This window comes from Pseudoalteromonas rubra, from assembly GCF_000967655.1.
Lineage (GTDB): Bacteria > Pseudomonadota > Gammaproteobacteria > Enterobacterales > Alteromonadaceae > Pseudoalteromonas > Pseudoalteromonas rubra_A.
On the sequence record NZ_JXYA01000054.1, the window covers coordinates 1 to 24,561 of the forward strand.

Consider the following 24,561-nt stretch of genomic DNA (forward strand, 5'->3'; position numbering starts at 1 on the left):
AACTGAGCTAATGACCCGCTCGAAGTTACTTAAGTATTACACCAAATTTGAATGGTGGGTCATGATGGACTCGAACCATCGACCAATGGATTAAAAGTCCACTGCTCTACCAACTGAGCTAATGACCCACTAAATTGTTTCGCTGCAAGAAGTGTGTAACACTATCGGCTGCTGCGGGCGCTTATAATACTTATTTAAAAATCTTGTGCAACCGAAATCGCCTGTTTTTTTCAAATTTCGCGTCTAAGCGCCTAATTTTAAATCACTCTGAGAAAATATCCGCCATTTAGATTTTACTCAGCCGCTCCGTTGCCAGTTTTGCTGCCGTTGTGCTGGGGTATTCTTTGATTAGATTTTCAAACAAGGTCTTCGCTTGTGCAGATTGTCCGGTTTTCTGAAGCAAGGTGCCCAGCTTTAACATCGCATCTGGTCGTTTGTTTGAATCAGCGAATTGGTCAACCACAGTGCGAAAGTGCACCATAGCCTGATCGTCCTGATTTTTTATCGACTGTAGCTGACCCAGCCAGTAATGCGCGTTAGGAATATAGACAGAATTTGGAAACTGCTTGAGGAAGCCTTCAAATTCTGGAATAGCGGCATCGTAGCGCTTGTCTTTCATGATCAGCGCAACGGCTCTGTCATACGCTTCATTTTCCGACAAGTCTGTGCTTATAGCCTGCGCAGTCGCGCTGTCAGGTGTTACAGCAGGTTGTAACTGCTTGCTTTGTTCATAGACCTGGGTAACTCGCGTCTCTATTTCCTGATAAAGCTCACGCTGGCGCTGCAACACTTTTTCGAGCTTATAACTTTGCTCTTCCGTTACACCACGGATCTGGCTTACTTCATCCTGAAGTTGATCAAGTTGCGTTTGCAGCTCAGCCTGGATCAGATTGCGGTTGCGCATCAGGTTCTCAAGCACAGACAGACGTTGTTCAATAGTTTGGTTAGAACCAGCAGCATCAGATACAGCAGCGGGAGCTGCCCACAATTGGGAGCTCCCGCTGACTAAGATGATGGCTGCCAAAAAAGTATTCGGCTTCATAGCATCTCTTTACGATTAGTATACCAGTACCGCGCGGCGGTTCTTAGCAAAGGCTTCTTCAGTGCGTGCTTTGTCCATTGGCTTTTCTTCACCATAGCTCACAACAGACATTTGGCTATCAGACACGCCCAGGCTCTGCAGGTACTTAGCAACCGCTTTACCACGGCTTTCACCCAGTGCGATGTTGTACTCAGGCGTACCACGCTCATCAGCGTGACCTTCAATCAATACTTTAACGCTTGGGTTTTTAACCAGGAAATCAGCGTGTGCTTGCAGAAGCTCTACGAACTCGCTGCGAACAGTAGACTTGTCGAAATCGAAGTATACGATTTGCTCTTGACGCAACGCTTCATACTTTTCTTTCAGTAGCTCTTCAGCTGTTTTCTGACGTGTCGCTGTGTTCACATCAACGTTGCTGCCATTGTCCGCAGTTGCTGCGTTTGTTTCGCTGCCAGCGCCTGCATCAGTGCCCGATGAAGAGCTACATGCAGCCAGCGTCATCACAGGCAACGCGACCAAAAGGGCCTTGAGAGTTTTGTTAAGTTGCATCGAGTATATTCCTATATCTTTTATAAGTCTTACCAGCAAAATTACTGTAAAAATGGCGACCAAGCTGGTGCCTTAACCTGTCCGTCTAATACCGGCAGGCGGGCCTTAAAGCGGCCATCCATCGACACCAACGCCAGTACCTGCTTATTATTATGCAAGGTACTATAAATAATCATAGAGCCGTTCGGCGCAATACTCGGTGATTCATCGAGTCTGGTGCGCGTTAATACCTGAAACAGCCCAGAATCCAATTCTTTCTTGGCAATATGGTAGCGGCCTAATGTACGATTTACCATTACCAGTTGCTTGCCATCTGGCGTGATTGACCCGGCTAAATTCATATCGCCGTCGAACGTTACACGCCGTGATCTTCCTGTATCTAAATTTAACTTATAAATCTGGGCATTACCACCCCTTTCAGAGGTATAGACTATTTCTTTACCATTTGGGTGCCAGGTTGGCTCAGTATCTATACTACGGTGCTTAGTCAGACGTCTTTCTTTGCGCGTAGCCAGGTCAATTAAATACACTTCAGTTGCACCACCTTTATCCTTCGACAAGACGATCAGCATTTTGGTGCCATCCGGTGAAAACTGCGGTGCGCCATTGATGCCAGGGTAGCTGGTTAATATCTCACGTTTACCGGTGTAGATGTCCTGAATATAGATCTGCGACTGACGATTCTCAAATGTGACATACGCCAGCTTGTTGCCATCAGGAGACCAGGCCGGAGACATCAAAGGCTCTTTAGAGCGAAGCAGTACTTGTTCATTGTAGCCGTCATAGTCTGCAACAACCAGCTGATAAGGTTTATCCTGCTCTTCTCGCACGATCACATACGCAATCTTAGTACGAAATGCGCCTTTTTCACCCGTCAGGGCTTCATAGACAACGTCGCTGATCTGGTGCGCATAATAGCGAAAGCTCTGTGCATCAATCACACTTTGGCGCGCCTCAAGAACATGATCCTGGCTTTTCATCAATTTGCCATTGGTCATCATACGAGTTTCACCACCAGTAATTTGAGCGCGGATCACATCGATCAGCTCATATTTTACCAGATAGCGATTTGCAGGTTGCTGAGTAATGGTTCCAACGACGACTGCTTCTACACCCAGCTCAACCCAAGCATCGTAATCCACTTCTTCATCGGTGGTCGGCAGCTGAGGCATTTGTTCCTCTGCCACCGGTTTGAACTTACCGCTGCGGATCAAGTCAGCGGCAATCACTGAACTCAGCTCGGCAGGTGCCTCGCCATTACCTATGTATTTAAACGGAGCAATCGCAATTGGTCGGGCACTGTCGACCCCTTCTGTAATTACGATCTCCAGTGCTGCGTAGGCGACCCCTTGCGCAGCGAAAGCCAGAACCAAGAGTAAATTTCTTAAATGGTTGTACATGGTCTTCCTTTATAGAGTTGGTTTAATCGTCAGGTTAATATTCTTAAGCTGTTCGAAAACATCTTTATTTTCAGAAACCGGTAAGGTATCTGCCATTCTTACTGCACGTAAAGCGGCTTCACATACCAGCTTATCACCACCAAGCGACTCCGCTTGTGTCACCAGGCCATTAAAGCCAAGACGAATATTCAGCCGACACTGCTTACCTTTCATCTTTTCATCGATTAACAGGTTAGACTGGATCCGCTGCATGATCAGCGCCTTATATTTGTCCACTTCAGTCAGCACTTGTTGCTGGCGAACTTTGGCTCGTGCGGCTTGCTCCTGCGCCAGTTGTTCCTGAAGGAGTTGCTCTTGCAGGGCTTTTTGACGTGCTTCTTCAGCTGCCTGCGCCTTACGTTTTGCCTCTTCTTCTTGTTGCTTACGTTTTGCTTCCGCCTGCCTCAGCCTGTCTTCTTCCGTTTTACGCTTCTCGGCAGCGGCTTTGGCAGCCTGCTCAGCGGCCAATGCTTCCTGACGCGCTTTTTCAGCCTGCTGGCGTTCTTTGTTTTGAATTTCCTGAGCACGTTTGGCCTGCGCTTCGGCCTTGCGTTTTTCTTCCAGCTTGGCAAGGCGCTGTTGTTCCAGCTTCTTGATCCTCCTGGCTTCGGCTTCACGGTCTTTTCGGGCCTGCGCCGCACGACGCTCTAAATCACGGATCCTTTGCTCTTCAGCACGCTTTTGTTGCGCTTCTTTTTCACGTAACTGAGCAATTTTCTGCTCTACTGCTTGCTGATCGACCGAAATGGCTGAAACCGCTTTGACTTCTTCAATCTCGCTAACCGCCGGGTTGAGCTGAACTTCCATCACACTGGGGCTGGAAAACTGAAAATTAGCCGTTGCGAAGAGTAGCCCGGCTATAGCGAAATGCAGTAAAAACGACTTAAATATTCCGCTGGTTAAAGCATCCATTAACTGTCCTCAAACGATTTTGTCATTAACCCAACAGACGGCACACCGGCATTTTTCAAAAAATCCATAAGCAGCAGGACTTCCTGATAAGACACACGACCGGAGCCTTTGATCATCACCGGCGTATCCGGGTTTTGTTGCAATTTAAGCTTGATCACAGCAGCTACTTCTACCGCGTCCATGGGCGCTTCCGGATCGGTTCCTACAGAAACATAATAGCGACCTTCAGCATCTATACTGGCGATAATGGGCGGGGCGTCTTTGGTATCGACCAGATCAGACTCTTCCATCTGTGGTAAATCCACTTTCACACCATGCGTGATCAGTGGCGCCGTAGCCATAAAGATAATTAGCAGCACCAGCATAACATCAATGTATGGCACCACATTGATCTCTGCGACCGGGCGTCGTCTCTTATGCTGATACATTTTGCTTAGCCTCAGTTAAGCTGGCAGCCTGACGATGCAAAATATTGGCAAACTCTTCCATAAAGTTGATGTAGTTTGACTCGAGCTTTTCTACATTCTTTGCAAAACGGTTATAGGCCATGACCGCCGGGATCGCCGCAAACAGACCCATGGCTGTTGCTATCAAGGCTTCTGCGATACCAGGCGCAACCATCTGTAGTGTTGCCTGCTTAACTTCACCCAGCGCGATAAAGGCGTTCATGATCCCCCAGACGGTACCAAACAGACCAATATAAGGGCTGATAGACCCCACAGTTGCCAGGAACGACAGTCCGGACTCTACTTTCTCAACTTCACGGGACAACGCAACACGCATAGAACGATGCGTGCCTTCAATGATCATGCTGGCCGATCCGGTGTTTTGCTTTTTATGGCGGGCGAACTCTTTAAACCCGGATACAAACAAAGCTTCAAGTCCGCTCGAGCTGCCTGCTCTTGCTGTAATTTCATTATATAACTTGCCCAGGTCCATGCCTGACCAGAACTTTTGTTCAAACTTCTTCGCATCAGCCAAAGACTGCGCCAGGATACTGCGGCGCTGAAAAATAATGGCCCATGATGCAACTGACATACCGACCAGTGTCAACATCACAAGTTGCACGAGGATACTGGCTTCTAAAATGAGATCTATGAAATTAAGTCCCGATTCCACGTTGTTATACTCCTAGAAAATAATTGTGTTCTCGGCCAAGGCAGCCTTCACCGTATTGACTGTAAGCCAGCAAAAATTGCAAGTAGTTTAACCACACTAATAAGGGCTTACAATCTCAATGCCGTAAAATTCACTTAAATGCCGATAATTCGCACATTCGTTACCTTGACTCGTATTCTTGCCCGGATAGACAGACGTCAACCCGGTTGCACTTCACACCAAACACCACTGGCATTGGACGTCACCATCGGCAAAAAATACCAGTGCCAAAGTTAAACTGCCCTGAATTACAACGCCCGGCGTGTGATTGTGAAAGAAAATTTAAGTGGTCGGAGCTGCCGACTCCCCTCTGTGTTTATTTATTTATGCAAGCTGCATAAAAGTGTTGTTTTATTCACTATCTGAGAATAAACCCTCAAAATACGATTGGTAATACCAATTAACAACAAATAATCTAATATTCACAAATTGAGTATAATAAAGGCAATTCGTTATTTTACATGCACTTGCAGAACATCTTAAGTTCACGATTTGTACAATACCTGACTTAAAAAACCCATCTCATTAGTTTTTTTTATAGCAAAACTGTAATTTTTCTAGTTTGATAAAATGCGTCAGTGGGCTTATTATACTCCCCGTACTGAGCGAGCAGCATCTCTCAATGCAAATGCACAGTTACTAAGGCAGCAGAATTCTGATTTATTCTGCAGTCATGATGAGAAACTTTTGGATAAAACCTTAACGGACTCATCAGTTCCCTGGATTACTTCCTTCAACTTGTTGTTTTCGCCCGCACACTGTGCGGGCTTTTTTTTGCCCGCAATTTCTCGTCTCGTTCGCACAATTTAATCAGACATCGCCTAACATAGAGCAGACAAATGAGTGTGTAATGGTTCAGCAGGATGAAAGACCCAAGAAACACATGATGTGCTTCTTGGCAGCCAGGTAGGATTTAGAAAAGTCTGGTCAATCAGTCGTTTGGTTTCGTTAGGTCGAAATGCAGATAGGCCCGATCTGAAACAATTCGCCCTCTGGGAGTACGCTGGATAAAGCCCTGCTGGATCAGATAAGGTTCTATTACATCTTCTATGGTCTCACGCTCTTCACCAATCGCGGCAGCCAGGTTATCCAGGCCCACCGGTCCCCCGGTAAACTTCTCAATAATTGCAAGTAAGTACTTACGATCCATGTAATCAAAGCCACATTTGTCAACGTCGACCATATCCAGCGCCTGACTGGCAATCACTTCATCGACACTGCCATCTCCTTTTACCTGAGCGAAGTCCCGGACGCGTCTTAGCAAACGGTTCGCAATACGCGGTGTACCACGCGCACGTTTGGCCACTTCAACCGAGCCGGCGTCACTGATCTCAAGATTCAAGAAATGCGCAGAGCGCGACACAATCGATGCCAGCTCAGCCACAGAATAAAACTCAAGACGTTGTACAATGCCGAAACGATCTCTCAGCGGTGAAGTCAGTGATCCTGCTCGGGTTGTTGCCCCCACCAGCGTAAAAGGTGGCAAGTCCAGCTTAATTGAGCGGGCTGCCGGCCCTTCACCTATCATAATATCGAGCTGGTAATCTTCCATCGCAGGGTAGAGGATCTCTTCAACCTGGGGACTCAGGCGATGTATTTCATCAATAAACAACACATCGCCCTGCTCCAGATTGGTCAGCATAGCGGCCAGGTCGCCGGCTTTTTCAAGCACCGGGCCTGAAGTGGTTTTAATATTCACACCCAGCTCATTGGCAACAATATTGGCCAGTGTTGTTTTACCTAACCCCGGCGGGCCGAATATCAGCAGGTGGTCCAGTGCTTCTTCACGGCTGCGCGCCGCTTCGATGAAGATTTCCATCTGCTGCTTTACATGCTGCTGGCCGGTATAGTCCGACAGTAGTTTAGGCCGTATTGCTCTGTCTACGGCCTCTTCACTGCCCTGCACTTCCGGCTCAATGAGTCTGTCTGCTTCAATCATAATTACTTAATCAGCCTTTCTTACATCATAGATCTCAGGGCTTCTTTGATCAGCCCCTCAGTATCCATGCCTGGTTTGCTCACCGCTTTCAAGGCTTTTTGTGCTTGTGCGGGTTTATAGCCTAGCGCAAGTAGTGCTGCCAGCGCATCATCTTCAGGCGTATTCGCCACCGTGGGATCTTCCTGAGGCGCTAACACTGCACTATCGCTGAACGGGGTCAGCAGATCATGGCCAAAGTTTTTCAGTTTGTCTTTCATCTCAAGCACCAAACGCTCAGCGGTTTTCTTGCCTACCCCGGGAATTTTCACCAAAGTAGACGCATCGCCCTGATTGACACAATGAACAAACTGTTCCGCCGACATACCCGACAAAATTGCCAGTGCCAGCTTGGGGCCAACACCATTGGCCTTGATCAACTCACGAAACAACGCCCGCTCAGTTTTGTGGTTAAAGCCAAATAATAATTGCGCATCCTCACGCACCACAAAATGAGTATAGATGGTTGCTTCATTACCCGTCTGCGGCAATTCATAAAAACACGTCATCGGCATTTGCACTTCATAGCCGACGCCACTCACCTCTAACAGGATCTCAGGTGGCTGTTTTTCTACTAAAAGACCTTTGAGTCTGCCTATCATAATTACCTCAATCTTCCTCGTACGGTTTTTTTCGCATTGCCAGCCAGCTTGATCAGATTTTGCTCTGAATGTGCATGACAGATGGCGATGGCCAGCGCATCAGCAGCATCGGCCTGGGGAGTGCCAGGAAGCTTTAATAGCCGTTTGACCATTTCCTGAACCTGCGACTTATTCGCCCCGCCGGTACCAACCACGGCTTGTTTAACCTGCCGGGCCGAATATTCAAATACCTCAATCTCTTTCATGGTGGCAGCGACGATGGCAGCCCCCCGTGCCTGACCTAGTTTTAAAGCGGAATCTGGATTATGTGCCATAAAGACTTGCTCAATGGCAAACCCCTGTGGATTAAACTGCTCGATGATCTGGCTAACGCCCTGATAAATCATCTGCAGTCGTTGTGGAAATGGCTTATCACCAAGTCGGATACAGCCACTGCCCAGATACTGAAACTGACTCCCCTGGCGCTGAACTACACCATACCCGGTCAGCCTGGAGCCTGGATCTATGCCTAAAATTACTGCCAAGGCGCATACTCTCGTTGTTTTTTCGCTATCATGCCAAAATACTGTATGAATTTCCAGTTACCTTGGGTTTACAGAATAAAAAAAAGCGGCATAATCGCCGCTTTTTTTATTCCTTTAGCTGTCGTTATTCAGCGTCTTTTTGCTGTGCAGTGACGGTGACTGCAAGCTCTTTCAGTGCATCCGGGTTAGCAACGCTCGGCGCATTGGTCATCAGACACGATGCCTGAGTCGTTTTCGGGAACGCAATCACATCACGGATGTTGTCTGTGCCACACAGCAACATCACCAGGCGGTCAAGGCCAAACGCCAGACCTGCGTGTGGAGGCGTACCGTACTTCAGTGCGTCCAGCAGGAAGCCGAACTTATCTTGTTGCTCTTGCTCATCAATACCCAGAATACGGAAAGCCGCCTGCTGCATATCGTTGTTGTGGATCCGCACTGAGCCACCACCAACTTCATAGCCGTTCAGTACCATGTCGTACGCATCTGAAATAGCGCCTGCCGGATTAGCTTCCAGCTCTGCCGCTGAAATGTCTTTAGGTGCCGTGAATGGGTGGTGAACTGCATGCAGGTTACCTTCGTCGTCTTCCTCAAACATTGGGAAGTCAACAACCCACAGTGGTGCCCACTGACCCAGGTTGGTCAGCTCAAGGTCCAGACCTACTTTCAGACGCAGTGCACCCATTGCTTCGTTAACCACGTTGCGCTTGTCAGCACCGAACAAAATGATGTCGCCGGTCTGTGCGTTAGTGCGTTCAAGAATACCTTTGATCACTTCTTCGTTCAGGAACTTAGCAATTGGCGACTGAATACCTTCAAGGCCAGCGTCCAGATCGTTGACCTTCATCCAGGCCAGACCTTTTGCACCATAGATGCCAACAAACTTGGTGTACTCATCAATTTGCTTACGAGATAGTGACGCACCACCCGGTACAGTCAACACCGCCACGCGGCCTTTTTCATCGTTTGCAGGACCTGCCAGTACTTTGAATTCGACGTCCTTAACCAAGTCGGCAACGTCGATCAGTTCTAGCGGGTTACGTAAGTCCGGCTTGTCTGAACCGTAACGACGCATGGCTTCCTCGTAGCTCATGACCGGGAACTGGCCCAGATCAACGTCAAGCAGTTCTTGCCACATTTCACAGATCAAACGCTCAGTGATATCACGCACCTGTGCGGATGTCATGAACGAGGTTTCTAAATCGATTTGAGTGAATTCAGGCTGGCGATCAGCACGTAAGTCTTCATCACGGAAACATTTAACAATCTGGTAGTAACGGTCAAAGCCAGACATCATTAGCAACTGTTTAAACAGCTGAGGCGACTGTGGCAACGCGTAGAAGCTGCCTTTATGCACTCGGCTTGGTACCAGATAGTCGCGTGCACCTTCTGGTGTTGCTTTTGTCAGTACCGGCGTTTCGATGTCCAGGAAATCATTGCTGTCTAAGAAGCGACGTACAAAGCTCGAAGCTTTCGCGCGCAATTTAATGCGGTCACTCATTTCCAGACGACGCAGGTCAAGATAACGGTAAGTCAGGCGACGCTCTTCTGAGTTTTCCTGGTTAAAGTCCAGAGGCAAAGGTTCTGCACGGTTGATGATAGTCAGGCCAGTGCCCAGGATCTCAACCTCACCAGTGGCCATGTCCTGATTGATTTGGCTCTCTGGGCGCGCACGAACAGTACCTGTAACCTGAACACAAAACTCTTGACGTAAAGTGTTTGCAACATCCATCAGGCCTTCTACTTCAGGATCAAACACGACCTGGACCAAACCTTCGCGATCTCGCAGATCAATGAAGATCAAACCACCCAGATCACGACGTTTGTTGATCCAACCACATAGCTCCACTTCCTGACCTACATGGTCCTTGTTTAATTTTCCGCAGTATATTGAGCGCATAATAATCCTATTTGCCTACTAACTCTAAAGGGCATAATGAATGATAAATTTAATCGCCAATTATATAAAATTGCCACGCTTTGTCATCCCACAAAACCGGGATTCTTTCGCTGTTACGATTTTTTCTCCATCTGGACTTTGTTAGACTCTTCTTTAAGTCAATCAGGGAGCAAATTTCATGCTGTATTTGGGGTGTCCTCAGTGGAGCTCTGCACACTGGAAAGGTCGGTTTTTCAGCAGCGACTGCAAAGCCGCGGATATGTTAAGCGAATATACGCAGATCTTTAACAGTGTTGAGGGCAATACCAGCTTCTATGCCAGCCCAAAACCAGACACCATCGCCACCTGGTCAAATGCGGTGCCAGAAGACTTTCGCTTTACCTTTAAAATACCCAAACAGATCTCTCATGAGCTGGCATTGACTCATTGTCAGCAAGAACTCAGGCAATGGCTCGAGCTGTTTTCGCCATTATTTTCACAACTTGGGATGGTGCTGCTGCAACTGCCTGCCAGCTGTAGCCCGCAATATCTTGGCCGGATAGCCGATTTTATCGCACAATTACCTGAGGAGTTGACCCTGGGTATCGAAGTCAGGCACAGAGCATTTTTTGCCAAAGGCGACGCTGAAAAGCGTTTTAATCAGCTGCTGATGCAGACCGGTGTAAATCGCATCATTATGGATACTCGGCCTTTGTTTAGTGAATCGCCCAGTACCCCGGCCATTATTGATGCCCAGCAAAAGAAACCGCGCGTGCCCGTTAATGTGATTGCAACGGCTCAGGCGCCCATGCTGCGTTTTGTCGGGTGTTCAGATTTGGCTGCAAACCGCGCTTTTTATGCCCCCTGGCTCAACAAAATTCGTGACTGGTTAAATGAGGGGCGTACCCCGTATGTGTTCTTTCACACCGCCGATAATTATGATGCACCTCTGCTGGCCAGGCAGTTTATTCAGGATCTGGGCGTTGCCCATCAAGTACTCGAGCCATTTCCGGCAGAGCGCCAACCACAGCAACAGGCGTTAATTTAAGCGCTTGACAAATATCTGGTTTTACAGGATGTTAAAAGGTGAATAAAACAACAATAAGGAAAATACCATGCGTTTAAAACTCAATAAAAAACCTGTAAAACAACTTTCTGACGACCAGTCTGCACTCCCAGCCAAAGCAACCCGAGCTGTCGGTGGTGCAGGCAGAGCAGAGCTGCAGAAAAGCGGTGGTAACTCACGCGCATCTGATTGCTGTGCGATGACAGATAACTAAACACTTAGCCGCAGGGCCTGAAACGGCCCTGCTTATTATTTCCGACCCGGCTCTTTACCTTCATAGCGAGGTAAGTCGGCATCCAGATCTTCCCAGTTCGCTTTAGACGTTACATAGTTGTGTGACATTGGCCGCTCCGCTATATCAGAGTCGAGAATTCCGAGTCGAAGCCTGAGTTTTTCAGGGTTATCCTGATTGGAGCTGTATAAAGGAGACGCACAAATCCCACAGAAGTGACGCAGCCTGCCAGGTTTAAACGCGTAGTGACGGATATGTTCCTCCCCGGCAATCACTTTTAATTCATCACGACTGACAAATCCGTTGGTGGCATAAGCGGTGCCAGACGACTTACGACATAAGGAACAGTGGCAATGAATGATACTCGTAATGGCACCACGAAGTTCCAGTTTAACGGCCCCACATAAACAACTCGCCTGATACATCTATCTCTTTTCCTGCTATGATCTTGAGCCATTAGCTTAGAATGTTCGTCCCCGGATTACTACCATCGATATGAATTATTTGCAGTACTTTGCGCACTATCCGTCAAGCTTACAAGCACAAATCAAAACCCTTTTGGAAGGCGACAAGCTTGCCGCGTATTTCAGGGGAAAATACCCACACGGCCATCAGTGTCAGAGCACCCAGGCGCTCTATGATTATTGTCATGATTATAAGAATAAATACCTGAAGAACGTGCCTCGTTTGCATAAAGTCAGCTACGCAAAAGGCCGGGATCTGATGACAGGTACGCTGGGACATCACAGCCAGACACGTAAACAGCATGGCAGAAAAGTCAAAACCCGCTATGAAATTGCCCTGTCCCAGCAGCTGAAATATGCCCCGGAGGCGGTATTAAGGGCACTGGTTGTACACGAGCTGGCTCACTTCAAAGAGCTGGATCATAACAAAGCGTTTTATCAGCTTTGCTGTCATATGGAACCGGATTACCACCAACTGGAGCTGGATCTCAGACTATTTATTGTGCTCGACAGACTGGGCGCAAACTTTTATCACAGCGGCGCCCAGCAATAGTGGCTTATTTACAGGCGGGGTTACGACCCTGACGCTTGGCATCCGCAGCCTGTGAATTGGCTTGTGCCATTTTGCTTTGTAATAAGGCAATGCGGTTTTCGGGTGAGGGGTGCGTTGATAAAAACTCCGCCGGGCGCTCTCCTCCCGCCTTGTTCATATTCTGCCAAAGCTCAACCGCCCCCTGCGGATTAAACCCGGCTTTGGCCATCAGCTCCAGGCCAATCACATCCGCCTCACTCTCATGGCTGCGGCTAAAAGGCAATGTAATGCCATATTGTGCGCCCAAGCCCAGCCCCTGCATTATGGCATTACGGTATTGCACATTGCCCATTTCCAGCGCCACGTTGCCTGCCTGCAAGCCAATTTGCAATAAGCTGTTTTGTGAGACACGCTCATTGGCATGCTGAGCGATAACATGACCCACTTCGTGGCCCATTACGGCTGCCAGTTGGTGCTGATCTTTGGCAACATTCAAAAGTCCGGTGTGTACGCCAATCTTGCCTCCGGGCAAAGCAAACGCATTGGCACTGGGCTCCTTGAAGACCACCACTTCCCATTGCTGCTGCGCATACTGCGCCGGTAGCTGAGCTATCAGTGCATCTGCAATACACTGTACATAACGATTGGTTTTTGCGCTTTTTTCAATCGTCTGTTCCTGCTTCATTTGCTCAAAACTGGCTACGCCCATTTCATCCATTTGTTGCTCTGAGTAAAGCGCTATCTGCGTGCGCCCGGTCGGGGACGTTTTACATCCCATAAGCGTCACGGCAATGGCAACCGCTGCCACTATTTTTTTATTCATCACCCTGTACCTGCTGAAACTAAGTTATCTACTATTTTAAAAGGAGACCTGAGTCTATGCAAATCACCAATAAAAAAGCCCGCTGGTGCGGGCTTTAAAATCAATATGTTATTACTCTGGACTAGTCTGCTGCCTTAGATACCATCACCATCGCAGGGCGCAGTAAACGGCCATTCAGGGTGTACCCTTTTTGCATAACGGCCAGTACAGTGTTTGGAGATACATCGTTGCTAGGCTGCATCGACATCGCCTGGTGCAGTTCAGGGTTGAATGCCTCACCCTGAGGGCTAACCGCTTCAACACCGAACTTAGCCAGTGCGTCATTGAATGATTTCAGTGTCATTTCAATGCCTTCAATAATGGATTTTGTCGCTTCGTTTTCTTTGTCGGCAAACTCAATTGCACGCTCCAGGTTATCAACCACAGGTAACAACTCATTTGAAAACTTTTCCAGCGCGAACTTCTGTGCTTTTTCTACGTCCTGTGCGGCACGACGACGCACGTTCTCGGCGTCAGCAGCAGCACGGATCACACTGTCTTTTTGACCTTCAATTGTTTGCTTAGCCGCTTCCAGTTCTGCATACAGACCTGCAATCTCTTCTTCTGGGCTCAACTCAGCTTGCTCAGTTTGTGCACTCTCTTGCGCTTGTTCAGCTTGCTCTGCCGCGTTTTCCTGTACGTCTTCTTGCACTAACTCTTGTTCCTGCTCTTGGGCTTTTGTCTGCTCAGACATGAAAAATTCTCTCCGATTCTTTACAACTGCCGTAATTATGGGGATTCAAATTCGTTATTCAAGCTTCTTTTTTTGGGATTTGTGTAAATTCGCTGATTATTGCCTCAATCGGCGCATCCGCCGGACAAATCACACAAAAACGACTCTGATATTCGCTGGCCGTAAAATAAGGCACACTCAACACCACAAATCGTTCCAGATTCAGATAACTCAGCTCACTGCCCAATAATACCGACAGGCCGTTCTTCAGTGCCAGTCTGTCTTCTACCTGATGTAAAAAGCTCACGCCCAGATTGAGTTCATTGTGTCCTTCGAGGCGGTTATACAAATAACGTTCTCCGACCACAATGCTGTTATCGGTGCCCAGCTGTAAGCTTAACTCGCGGCTCCACTGCATCAGGGAGCCACGGCAATCGGCCATCGCGCTTTTCGCCATGGCTCGCATTCGGTGTAACCCTTCTTTAAGCGTTTGCTGACTAAACACCGTGTTCATCCAGGCTGCGAACTGATAGCGTACCGGATCAGAATTAGACTCAGGCTTATTGATAAGAATGTTGTTAGACTGGCCCGTGCGGTCAATCAGCAATACCAGCCAGTGCTTACGGTCAAAGTCTAACACCTCTACCCGAAATATGGTCTGCTCGCTTACTTGCGGCAAACCAACAATACAGCACACCTGATACTTTTGGCTCAAGGTATGGGCAAAGCCCGTGAGCTGTTCACGCTCTGGCTCCCAATAAGGGGCAATCTCTTCCAGTCCAAAATATTCCTGTAACCAGTATTTGATCCCCTGATCAGATGGGACACGCCCGGCCGACGTATGCGGCGAAAATAGTAACCCCTGGTTTTCCAGGCGTGCCATGGCATTACGGACTGTGGCAGAGCACACCGCCATACCTTTTAATTTTGCTATCTTACTCGATGCCACAGGATGCCCTTCACCATTACAGTAAAGACTCATTACAGCAGAGAAGACTTGTTTATCACGTGCACTAAGTTTCATAACATCATAAATAAGGTTAAATTTGCGAGTTTCAAGCGAATTCATTTTAAGATAATCTTGGCGACAGATAATTTGCCAAGGAAACTCACCGAATGAGCGCACCATTTAAAACCATCGGCCTGATTGGAAAACCAAACCATGATGGCGCTGCCCTGACATTACAACGCCTGTACACTTTTTTGCAAGCACTTGGCTATGAAGTTTTTGTGGAGCAGCGAGTTGGCAAACAAATCGCAGAACTGCCCGACTCACACATACTCGATGTGGTTGCGCTGGGCGAGCGCTGCGACCTGGCCGTCGTCGTTGGCGGCGATGGCAACATGCTGGGTGCAGCCCGGGTGCTGGCCAGGTTTGATGTCGCCGTAATTGGCGTCAATCGCGGAAATCTGGGATTTTTAACCGATCTCGATCCGGACGACTTTGAAGCCGAACTGGAACAAGTGTTGAGTGGTAAATTTGTTGCCGAGCAGCGCTTTTTACTGGAAGTCGAAGTCTTTCGTCATGCCGAATTGAAAAGTGCCAATCTGGCGGTCAATGAAGCCGTACTGCATGCCGATAAAGTTGCTCACATGATTGAGTTTGAAGCCTTTATTGACGATCAATTTGTCTTTTCGCAACGCTCAGATGGCCTGATAGTCACCACCCCTACGGGCTCTACTGCATACTCATTGTCCGGTGGCGGTCCTATTTTAACACCGGAGCTCAACGCCATGGCTTTGGTTCCCATGTTCCCACATACGCTGTCCAGCAGACCGCTCGTGGTCGATGCCAGTAAACAGGTCAAACTCAAACTCAGCCCGGAAAACACCGCCAGCTTACAGGTCAGTTGTGACAGTCATGTGGTACTTGCACTGCTTCCCGGAGATGAAGTGGTCATTAAAAAAGCAGAAAAAAAGCTCCGTTTGATCCACCCCGAGAGCTATTCCTACTACAATGTTCTGAGACAGAAATTAAATTGGGGCAGCAGGCTTTACTAAGCGCCACAAGTTCAGCAGAATAAGTGAAATTTGTTTTCTATTTTAGGGAAAAGTAAACCAACATGAGCTACGTTGTTTTCGTATCTATCACCTTATTGATCACCATTTTAGGGGTCTATGTGGTGATTGAGAATAACCGCAAAAAAGCACGCGAAGCCGAAAAGCGGGTGTTCAATGAGCGCCTCAAAGAGATCAGCAGTCACTTTAAAAGTAAAATAAGTGAATTTGTGAGTTACAAGCTGATCAGACCCAAGCATGCACCGCAATTTAACGCCATTGTCGGCAACTTTTTTGTTGTCCAGGCGCATAATGATGAAAATCTGGAAGCACTGGAACGTGTTACTGATCACTTACTTGCCACGGTTGGTAATGAGCTGAATAAATGCCGTGAAAATGGCAATATGGAGCTACTAGCCGACCAGCTGTTTATGTTCGTCAGTGAGCTGCCTTCAGCCGGTATTGCCTATAATAAGGCGTTTTACAATGAAATTTTGCCTGCCCTGATCTCGCGGATCCAGACGCCGGACACACCAGTACAAACCGACACGCAAGAAGCAGAGCAGAGCGAGGAAGACGCCACAGCTCAAACAGAAAATAACGACCCTTCTGTGCAACAACAAAAAGCCGCGGCACTTTAAACAGGCCGCGCACCACAAAACGCAATTTCAAGTTGCATTTCCAAGAAATGCTGTATAGATTAACAGTAATTGTACTGTTTGGATATACAGCATGCTTATCAGTCTGCAAATTAAAAACTTTGCCATTGTTAACGAATTAACCATTGACTGGCGTTCAGGTATGACTGCCATCACCGGTGAAACCGGTGCGGGTAAATCTATTGCAATCGATGCACTTTCTCTGTGTCTGGGCGAGCGCGCGGATGTTGCCAGCATTCGCCCGGGAGCAACCAAAGCAGAGATCACGGCTCAGTTTGATATCAGGCAGCTCCCCTACGCGCAGCAGTTTCTCAGCGACCTGATGCTCGATGATGAAGAGCAAAACTGTATTTTACGTCGTGTTGTTATGCAAAATGGCCGCAGTAAGAGTTTCATCAACGGTAACTCTGTAACCGCAGCCCAGCTTAAGGAGTTAGGCCAGCGCCTGATAGCCATTCATGGCCAGCATGCCCACCAGTTACTGCTCAAGCCTGAACATCAGCTTAGATTGCTGGATGCTTACGCCGGACACGATAACCTGCTGCACGCTGTACGTGCTCAGTACCAGCACTATCATACCTTGCAGAAAGAACATGCCGAGCTCATTAAGCAACAGCAAGCTCAGGCAGCCAAAAAACAACTGCTCGAATATCAGGTCCAGGAGCTGGATGAGTTTGCCCTGGAAGAAGGCGAATATGAGCAGATTGAAACTGAGCATACACGCCTGAGCCATAGCCAGACGCTGGCCGAAAGCTGCCAGCGCGAGTTAATGTGTTTGTCTGAGCAAGATGATCAAACCGTTTTAGGCCAGCTTCAGCATAGCGTACAAACCTTCATTGAATTGAGTAACTACGACCCTAAATTACAAGCGATCAGCCAACTATTAGGTGAGGCCGCGGTGCAGCTCGAAGAAGGCTGTCGTGAGCTGCGTGCCTACGGGGAAAATATTGAGCAAGATCCAGAGCGCCTGCAGAGCGTCGAAGACAGACTGGCTCAGGCCATGGCGTTGTCGCGCAAGCACCAGATCAGCCCCGAATTACTACATCAGCACCACCAGCAATTACATGAAGAGCTGGCATCCATTTGCTCTAACAACGAGCGTATAGAAGATCTGCAGCACGAAATAGCAGAGGCCCTGCACGCCTATCAAATCTCCGCGGCTCAGCTCAGCGAAAGCCGTGCGCAAGCAGCGCTGACCTTAAATGAACTGATCAGTGAAAGCATGCATGAACTGTCAATGGAAAACGGCCAGTTTGCGATTCAACTCAGTCAACATGAAGACAGACGCCCCAATGAACTGGGCATGGACCAAATTGACTTTCTGGTTTCAACCAACCCCGGCCAGCCTCTGCAAGCCCTGGCCAAAGTGGCCTCTGGTGGTGAGCTGTCACGGATCAGCCTGGCGATCCAGGTGATTATTGCGAACCGGGTCACTACGCCGACCCTGATCTTCGATGAAGTAGATGTTGGTATCTCAGGCCCGACGGCATCTCAGGTGGGTAAACAGCTGCGCCAGCTAGGTAACTCAACTCAGGTGATCTGTGTAACCCACCTGCCTCAGGTTGCCTGTAGTGGCCATCATCAATTCTTTGTGTCCAAGCGCGTTGAAGACGGTGAAACCTTTACGTCGATGCTCCCGCTAGTTCAGGAACAACGTATCGATGAAATCGCCCGTTTGCTTGGCGGCGATAAAGTCAGCAGCACCACACGCGCCAGTGCAAAGGAGCTGCTCGAGGTACAAGGGGTATAACGCGTAAAACTAGAGCCGCTTAGGTAACAACAAACAAGCCTACCGGCCAGTGCAACTGGTTCACGATAGGCTTGTTTTGAGGCAACCCAAAGCTTAGTGCAGTTTCACCGCTTTATACCCCAAGATAATCCATGATCCCTTCCGCGGCGTTACGACCTTCGAAAATTGCGGTCACCACTAAGTCAGAACCACGCACGGCATCGCCACCTGCAAAGATTTTTTCATTACTGGTTTGGTGTGTAAATGCGCCTTTTTCTGGAGCTACAATACCACCCCACTCGTTGATTGCGACATCATACGCTGCCAGCCAGTCGAGGTTATGCGGTTTAAAGCCAAACGCCATGATCACGGCATCCGCTTCAATCACGTGTTCAGAGCCTGCGACTTCTTGCGCGCGCCTGCGGCCATTTTCATCAGGCTCACCGAGTTCAGTCCGCACCATACGAACGCCTGAAACCTGACCATTATGGTCAAGTTCAATGCCCTTAGGCTGAACGTTAAAGCTAAATTTAACGCCCTCTTCTTTTGCATTCTTAACTTCCCGGCGCGACCCCGGCATATTGGCTTCATCCCGACGATACGCACAGGTTACCGATTTTGCCCCCTGACGCACGGATGTTCGCACGCAGTCCATTGCGGTATCACCGCCACCGAGTACCACAACGCGCTTGTCGGCCATATCGATATATGCCTGCTTACTCTCGTCGTAACCCATGACCCGGTTGGTGTTACCGATCAGGAACGGCAGGGCATCATAGACGTGCTCCGCATCCTCATTCTCCAGACCAGCCCGCATATACTGATAAGTGCCCACACCGATAAAAACTGCATCGTACTGAGACAGTAAATCGTCCATACTGATGTCAGTGCCTATCTCCGTATTAAGGCGGAACTCTACCCCCATTTCCGTGAAGATCTCGCGGCGTTTTTCCATCACGGACTTTTCTAACTTGAATGATGGAATACCAAATGTCAGCAAACCGCCGATCTCTGGGTTTCGATCAAACACCACGGGCTTTACACCGTTACGCACCAAAATATCCGCACAACCTAGCCCGGCAGGGCCCGCGCCAATAATCGCGACCTTTTTATCAGTCCAGGTGACATAAGACATATCGGGCTTCCAGCCCTGGGCAAACGCTGTATCTGTGATGTATTTCTCAATATTGCCTATGGTTACGGCACCAAATTCATCATTGAGCGTACAGGACCCTTCACACAAACGGTCTTGCGGACAAACCCGGCCACACACTTCAGGCAGGCTATTGGTCCGGTGCGACAACTCCGCAGCTTCCAGGATCCTGCCCGTACGGATCAGCTTTAGCCACTGCGGAATATAATTGTGCACCGGACACTTCCACTCGCAATAGGGGTTGCCGCAATCCAGGCAGCGATCGGCCTGAGAGCTCACCTGCTGCTTTGAAAAGGGCTCATAAATTTCGACGAAAGAGCTTTTGCGTGTTGTAATTGGCTTCTTTCTCGGGTCGATGCGCTGAACATCGATAAATTGATAGACATTTTCGCTCATACTTCCCCCTATTGTGCCTGTACACGTAATTCAGCACTGCTGCGTGCGCGATGTCCCAGCAAGCTCTTAACATCGCTTGATTTTGGTTTTATCAGCCTGAACATAGGCACATACAATTCAAAGTTAGCCAGGATCTGCTCTGCCCGGCACGATGCAGTATGCTCCAGGTGTTCAGCTATCAGACCACGTAAATGCTCCTGCATGGTATCGAGCCCATCCAGGGGCAGTACTTCAACCAACTCAGGGTTATACCGTTTTTCGAAATCACCGGCTTCGTCGAGTACGTAGGCAAAACCTCCTGTCATACCGGCGCCAAAGTTAACCCCTACCTGACCCAACACACAAACCACACCACCTGTCATATATTCACAGCCGTTATCACCTAACCCCTCAACGGTGGCCTGCACGCCTGAGTTGCGCACTGCGAAGCGCTCACCAGCGCGCCCTGCGGCATACAACTTGCCGCCGGTCGCCCCGTACAAACAGGTATTACCCGCAATGGTGGCCTGATGAGTCTGAAAACTCGAGCCTACCGGTGGGCGCAGCACCAGCTTTCCGCCCGCCATGCCTTTACCGACATAATCGTTGGCATCACCCACCAGTGTCATTTCAAGGCCACCGGCATTCCACACTCCAAACGCCTGCCCGGCAGTGCCATGCAGTTCGATCACCACAGGATCTGCGGCCATGCCCTGGTTACCATGACGAGAGGCAATATAGCCAGACAACATAGCACCCACAGAGCGGTCGGTATTTTTGATCCGACTCACCAAAGAAGTACCTGTTTTGTCATCTATCGCCTGTTTCGCTTTTTCAAGCAGGCTCTCATTGAGTTGACCCTGATAGTGCGACGTGTTCGGCGCACTGCAATAGAGCGTTTCGCCCGACGGGTTCGCCGGTTTTGCCAGCAAAGGTTGAAGATCAAGCTTTTGCTGTCTTGCCGTTGTGCCATCTAGTACCTCAAGTAAATCCGTTCGGCCAATTAAATCCGTCAGTTTACTGATACCCATAGACGCCATAATTTCGCGCGCTTCCTGGGCAATAAAACGGAAATAGTTCATCGCCATTTCCGGCAAGCCATGGTAGTGCTTCTGTCGCAGAGTCTCATCCTGCGTAGCAACACCCGTAGCACAGTTATTCAGATGACAGATCCGCAGATATTTACAGCCAAGTGCAACCATAGGGCCTGTACCAAAGCCAAAGCTTTCGGCACCCAAAATAGCCGCTTTGATGATGTCCAGGCCAGTTTTCAGGCCCCCATCCGTTTGCAAACGAATGCGATGACGCAGGCCATTTTCAACCAGCGCCTGCTGGGTTTCGGCTAGGCCAAGCTCCCAGGGGCTGCCCGCATATTTAACGGATGTGAGCGGACTGGCGCCTGTGCCTCCGTCGTAACCTGCAATAGTGATTAAGTCTGCGTAGGCCTTTGCCACCCCCGTGGCAATGGTACCAACACCCGGTTCTGAGACCAGCTTAACGGAGATCATCGCCTTGGGATTAACCTGCTTAAGGTCGAAGATCAGCTGTGCCAAGTCTTCAATGGAGTAGATATCATGGTGTGGCGGGGGTGAAATGAGCGTTACGCCCGGCACCGAATATCTGAGTTTGGCGATATAAGGGGTCACCTTTTCACCTGGCAACTGACCGCCCTCGCCGGGCTTAGCACCCTGTGCAACTTTTATCTGGATCACATCTGCACTTTGCAGATAGTGGGGAGTTACGCCAAAACGACCCGACGCCACCTGTTTAATCCGCGAGTTTTTCTCCGTACCAAAACGTAATTTGTCTTCTCCGCCTTCACCTGAATTGGAGCAGCCACCGAGACGGTTCATGGCAATCGCCAGCGCTTCATGGGCTTCCGGCGATAAAGCACCAATACTCATTGCCGCTGAATCAAAGCGTTTATACAGCTCTGTAGCAGGCTCCACCTCGTCCAGGTCAATTGCGGGTCCTTGTGTGTTGAGCTTCAAAAGATCTCGCAAATTGGTAACTGGACGATTGTTTACCAGAGTGGCATATTTCTGGTAGTCCTCATACTTGCCCGAGCGCACCGCAACTTGCAGGGACTGCACCACATCCGGGTTATAAGCATGATACTCTCCGCCATGGACAAACTTCAGTAAACCGCCGTGAGACAGCAATTTACGCTTGCTGTACGCCAGCTTATGTAACTGCGCACCATCAGCCTCGAACTCAGCAAATCCAGCTCCCTGAATACGACTGCTAACGCCTTTAAAACACAATTCAACAATTTCGTCTGACAGACCCACGGCCTCAAACAACATAGAGCAACGATAAGACGCTATCGTACTGATCCCCATCTTAGACATGATCTTGTAAAGACCTTTGTTGATGGCATTGCGATAGGCCAGCGTCACCTCTCGATAAGTTTTGTCGATGACTTTGCTGTCGCACAGCGCAACCAAAGTCTCATAGGCCAGATAGGGGTAAATCGCGGTAGCGCCAAAGCCAAGTAGCACGGCAAACTGATGTGGATCCCGCGCACTGCCGGTTTCAACTATAACATTGGAATCGCAGCGTAAATTGGTATTAACCAGCCGTTGCTGCACGGCACCAACCGCCATTGCAGCTGGCACTGGCATGGTGTCCTGGCTGATATATCGGTCACTTAACAGTAGCATGACACAACCAGACGCTGCTTTTTCCTGTGCTTCATCACAGATCCGCTCAATCGCCGCTTTGAGGCTTTCCGTATTCGGATCGTAGTTCAATGAAATACGACATACGCTGTAGTGGTCATCGTCTGCCGCTAACAGCTGCTGAATATCGGAATAAGTCAGAACTGGCGAATCAAACTGCAAGCGCTTAGCATGACCGGTCGTTTCGTTAAAAACGTTTTGCTCGCGACCAATACAGGTGGCAAGTGACATCACGTGATTCTCACGCAGTGGGTCGATGGGCGGGTTGGTTACCTGAGCAAATTTTTGTCTAAAGTAATCATAGAGTGAGCGGATCCCCTCTGATAACACAGCAAACGGAGTGTCATCACCCATAGAACCTGTGGCCTCCTGACCATTCTGGCCCATCACCCGGATCACTTGCTCAATTTCTTCGTTGCTATACGCGAATAACTTTTGATAAGTCAGCAAAGTGTCGCTCTCAAAATCGCGTTGCCCGGCATCGGCTTCATCCAACGCTTCGAAGGGGGTTAAGCGCTTAACATTTTGTTCCAGCCAGGTTTTGTATGGATGACGTGCTTTTAAGTCCTCGTCAATCTCGTCGGATTGCCAGATTTTGCCATGCAATGTATCCACCACCAGCAACTCACCTGGTCCGACACGTCCCTTTTCAATAACTTCATCCGGCTCATAGTCCCAGATCCCCACCTCGGAAGCCAGGGTAATAAAACCATCCTGCGTTATCACGTAACGCGCCGGACGCAGGCCATTTCGATCTAGATTACAAGCCGCAAACCGGCCATCAGACATTACTATGCCCGCCGGACCATCCCAGGGCTCCATATGCATAGAGTTAAAATCGTAAAACGCTCTGAGTTCATCATCCATAGCGCGGTTTTTCTGCCACGCAGGCGGCACCAGCATACGCATCGCCCGAAAGATATCCATGCCACCTGCCAGAAATAACTCCAGCATGTTGTCGAGGCTGGATGAATCCGACCCACTTTCGTTTACAAATGGGGCTGCACTTTGTAAGTCAGGCAGCAAAGGCGAGGCAAACTTATAAGCCCGTGCCTTAGCCCACTGTCGGTTGCCGGTGATGGTGTTTATCTCGCCGTTGTGCGCCAGATAACGAAATGGCTGCGCTAATGGCCAGCGAGGTTGAGTATTGGTAGAAAAACGCTGGTGAAAAACGCAAATCGCACTGGTCATGCGGATATCCGCCAGATCCAGATAAAAATTTGGCAGATCGGCCGGCATCATCAGGCCTTTGTAAATGGTAACCAGGCCCGACAAACTGGCAATGTAAAAGTCAGGATCTGAGCTCAGACGTTTTTCGATACGGCGGCGCGCAATGTACAACCGACGTTCAAGATCTTTTGGTCGCCATCCTTCCGGTGCAGATACAAAGACCTGTTCAAACAGGGGTAATTGCTCTGTTGCTATAGGACCAAGCATGCTCGGATCGGTAGGTACACTGCGCCAGCCCACTAAGCTTAATGTTTCTTTTTCTAATTCTTCGTTGATGATATCACGGGCTTGCGTGGCAAGTGCCGAGTCCTGGTTAAGAAAAACCATACCAACTGCATAGTTTTTACCAAGATGCCAGTCGTTTTCGGCCGCCACCGCCCTGAAAAAGCTGTCTGGCTTTTGCAGCAATAAGCCACAGCCATCTCCGGTTTTTCCATCCGCAGCAATGCCCCCGCGGTGCTGCATTCTGTCCAGGCCAGTAATTGCCGTGCGGATCAGCTTGTGACTTGCTTGACCTTGCGTATGTGCTATCAAACCAAAGCCACAGTTTTCTTTTTCTAATGCCGAGTCATATAACATGGACTCCTCCCCTTGCTACAACTGCCAGCAGGTAATGTCAGACGAATTACTGGCAGATAATCAAAGCTAGCCTTGATTAGTATTCGAGTCAATACAATAAAGAATAGTTATTCACACACATGAATATTTCTCATAAAAAAGGTACTTAAAACAATTCTTCTCATTTCTAAAAATATCAATTAAAGGTAGAAAACCACAAAATGACACCGGTATCAAATCAAAAAACCACGAGTAACAATATAGAAAAT

Annotated in this window: 22 protein-coding genes and 1 tRNA gene; 6 read left to right on the forward strand and 17 right to left on the reverse strand. The window is 48.8% G+C overall.

Annotated features, from left to right (window positions below; genetic code table 11):
• Positions 1-52 precede the first annotated feature (52 nt).
• The 11 genes from TW77_RS19905 to aspS all read right to left on the reverse strand — a co-directional run bounded on the left by TW77_RS19905 (position 53) and on the right by aspS (position 10,101).
• Positions 53-128: transfer RNA gene (locus tag TW77_RS19905), tRNA-Lys, on the reverse strand.
• Positions 129-286: 158 nt separating this feature from the next.
• On the reverse strand, positions 287-1,042 hold the full coding sequence (gene ybgF / locus TW77_RS19910) for a tol-pal system protein YbgF (RefSeq protein WP_046006721.1): 756 nt from the start codon (positions 1,040-1,042) through the stop codon (positions 287-289).
• Positions 1,043-1,057: 15 nt separating this feature from the next.
• Positions 1,058-1,591, reverse strand: coding sequence for a peptidoglycan-associated lipoprotein Pal (gene pal, locus TW77_RS19915; RefSeq protein WP_046006722.1), 534 nt, complete (start codon positions 1,589-1,591; stop codon positions 1,058-1,060).
• Between the two features lie 41 nt (positions 1,592-1,632).
• Positions 1,633-2,991, reverse strand: a complete 1,359-nt coding sequence (gene tolB / locus TW77_RS19920; RefSeq protein WP_046006723.1) for a Tol-Pal system beta propeller repeat protein TolB — start codon at positions 2,989-2,991, stop codon at positions 1,633-1,635.
• Between the two features lie 9 nt (positions 2,992-3,000).
• The gene (tolA, locus tag TW77_RS19925; protein ID WP_046006724.1) at positions 3,001-3,942 is read right to left on the reverse strand and encodes a cell envelope integrity protein TolA; all 942 of its coding nucleotides are present in this window, start codon (positions 3,940-3,942) and stop codon (positions 3,001-3,003) included.
• Complete coding sequence (gene tolR / locus TW77_RS19930; protein WP_046006725.1) at positions 3,942-4,370, reverse strand: protein TolR; 429 nt, start codon at positions 4,368-4,370, stop codon at positions 3,942-3,944. The genes tolA and tolR overlap by 1 nt, the downstream gene beginning before the upstream one ends.
• Positions 4,357-5,061, reverse strand: a complete 705-nt coding sequence (gene tolQ, locus TW77_RS19935) for a protein TolQ (protein ID WP_046006726.1) — start codon at positions 5,059-5,061, stop codon at positions 4,357-4,359. Before tolQ ends, tolR begins: the two co-directional genes overlap by 14 nt.
• 970 nt (positions 5,062-6,031) lie before the next feature.
• Positions 6,032-7,039, reverse strand: a complete 1,008-nt coding sequence (gene ruvB, locus TW77_RS19940) for a Holliday junction branch migration DNA helicase RuvB (RefSeq protein WP_046006727.1) — start codon at positions 7,037-7,039, stop codon at positions 6,032-6,034.
• Between the two features lie 20 nt (positions 7,040-7,059).
• A complete protein-coding gene (ruvA, locus tag TW77_RS19945; protein ID WP_046006728.1) occupies positions 7,060-7,677 on the reverse strand; it encodes a Holliday junction branch migration protein RuvA in 618 nt (205 codons plus the stop codon).
• 2 nt (positions 7,678-7,679) lie between these two features.
• Entirely contained in the window at positions 7,680-8,201 is a 522-nt protein-coding gene (gene ruvC / locus TW77_RS19950) for a crossover junction endodeoxyribonuclease RuvC (RefSeq protein ID WP_046006729.1), read from the reverse strand.
• Positions 8,202-8,325: 124 nt separating this feature from the next.
• Positions 8,326-10,101 carry an aspartate--tRNA ligase gene (gene aspS, locus TW77_RS19955; protein ID WP_046006730.1) on the reverse strand — a complete coding sequence of 592 codons (1,776 nt, stop codon included), beginning with the start codon at positions 10,099-10,101 and terminating at the stop codon, positions 8,326-8,328.
• Positions 10,102-10,279: 178 nt separating this feature from the next.
• On the opposite strand from aspS, the gene TW77_RS19960 reads away from it, so the two are divergent.
• Entirely contained in the window at positions 10,280-11,128 is an 849-nt protein-coding gene (locus TW77_RS19960) for a DUF72 domain-containing protein (protein ID WP_046006731.1), read from the forward strand.
• 67 nt (positions 11,129-11,195) lie between these two features.
• Positions 11,196-11,360 carry a hypothetical protein gene (locus tag TW77_RS25275; protein WP_156158719.1) on the forward strand — a complete coding sequence of 55 codons (165 nt, stop codon included), beginning with the start codon at positions 11,196-11,198 and terminating at the stop codon, positions 11,358-11,360.
• Between the two features lie 35 nt (positions 11,361-11,395).
• Here TW77_RS25275 and TW77_RS19965 read toward each other — a convergent pair whose 3' ends face one another.
• Positions 11,396-11,803: a GFA family protein gene (locus tag TW77_RS19965; protein WP_046006732.1), complete on the reverse strand. Its 408-nt coding sequence runs from the start codon at positions 11,801-11,803 to the stop codon at positions 11,396-11,398.
• Positions 11,804-11,873: 70 nt separating this feature from the next.
• On the opposite strand from TW77_RS19965, the gene TW77_RS19970 reads away from it, so the two are divergent.
• Positions 11,874-12,395, forward strand: a complete 522-nt coding sequence (locus TW77_RS19970; RefSeq protein ID WP_046006733.1) for a M48 metallopeptidase family protein — start codon at positions 11,874-11,876, stop codon at positions 12,393-12,395.
• A gap of 4 nt (positions 12,396-12,399) precedes the next feature.
• Here the strand turns inward: TW77_RS19970 and TW77_RS19975 are convergent, their stop codons facing one another.
• The 3 genes from TW77_RS19975 to TW77_RS19985 form a co-directional block, all read right to left on the reverse strand.
• Entirely contained in the window at positions 12,400-13,197 is a 798-nt protein-coding gene (locus TW77_RS19975) for a M48 family metallopeptidase (RefSeq protein ID WP_046006734.1), read from the reverse strand.
• 121 nt (positions 13,198-13,318) lie between these two features.
• Positions 13,319-13,930, reverse strand: coding sequence for a nucleotide exchange factor GrpE (gene grpE / locus TW77_RS19980; protein ID WP_046006735.1), 612 nt, complete (start codon positions 13,928-13,930; stop codon positions 13,319-13,321).
• A gap of 58 nt (positions 13,931-13,988) precedes the next feature.
• On the reverse strand, positions 13,989-14,933 hold the full coding sequence (locus TW77_RS19985; protein WP_235411461.1) for an HrcA family transcriptional regulator: 945 nt from the start codon (positions 14,931-14,933) through the stop codon (positions 13,989-13,991).
• Positions 14,934-15,025: 92 nt separating this feature from the next.
• Here TW77_RS19985 and nadK point away from each other — a divergent pair, with 92 nt between their 5' ends.
• The 3 genes from nadK (at position 15,026) to recN (ending at position 18,316) form a co-directional block, all read left to right on the forward strand.
• Entirely contained in the window at positions 15,026-15,910 is an 885-nt protein-coding gene (gene nadK / locus TW77_RS19990; protein WP_046006736.1) for an NAD(+) kinase, read from the forward strand.
• 62 nt (positions 15,911-15,972) lie between these two features.
• On the forward strand, positions 15,973-16,548 hold the full coding sequence (locus TW77_RS19995) for a hypothetical protein (RefSeq protein ID WP_046006737.1): 576 nt from the start codon (positions 15,973-15,975) through the stop codon (positions 16,546-16,548).
• 91 nt (positions 16,549-16,639) lie between these two features.
• Positions 16,640-18,316: a DNA repair protein RecN gene (gene recN / locus TW77_RS20000; protein ID WP_046006738.1), complete on the forward strand. Its 1,677-nt coding sequence runs from the start codon at positions 16,640-16,642 to the stop codon at positions 18,314-18,316.
• A gap of 112 nt (positions 18,317-18,428) precedes the next feature.
• On the opposite strand, the gene TW77_RS20005 is transcribed toward recN, so the two are convergent.
• Both TW77_RS20005 and gltB read right to left on the reverse strand, forming a co-directional pair.
• Positions 18,429-19,844 (reverse strand): FAD-dependent oxidoreductase, encoded by a 1,416-nt coding sequence (locus TW77_RS20005; protein ID WP_046006739.1) that lies wholly within the window; start codon positions 19,842-19,844, stop codon positions 18,429-18,431.
• 8 nt (positions 19,845-19,852) lie between these two features.
• Positions 19,853-24,313: a glutamate synthase large subunit gene (gene gltB, locus TW77_RS20010; protein ID WP_046006740.1), complete on the reverse strand. Its 4,461-nt coding sequence runs from the start codon at positions 24,311-24,313 to the stop codon at positions 19,853-19,855.
• Positions 24,314-24,561: the final 248 nt, after the last annotated feature.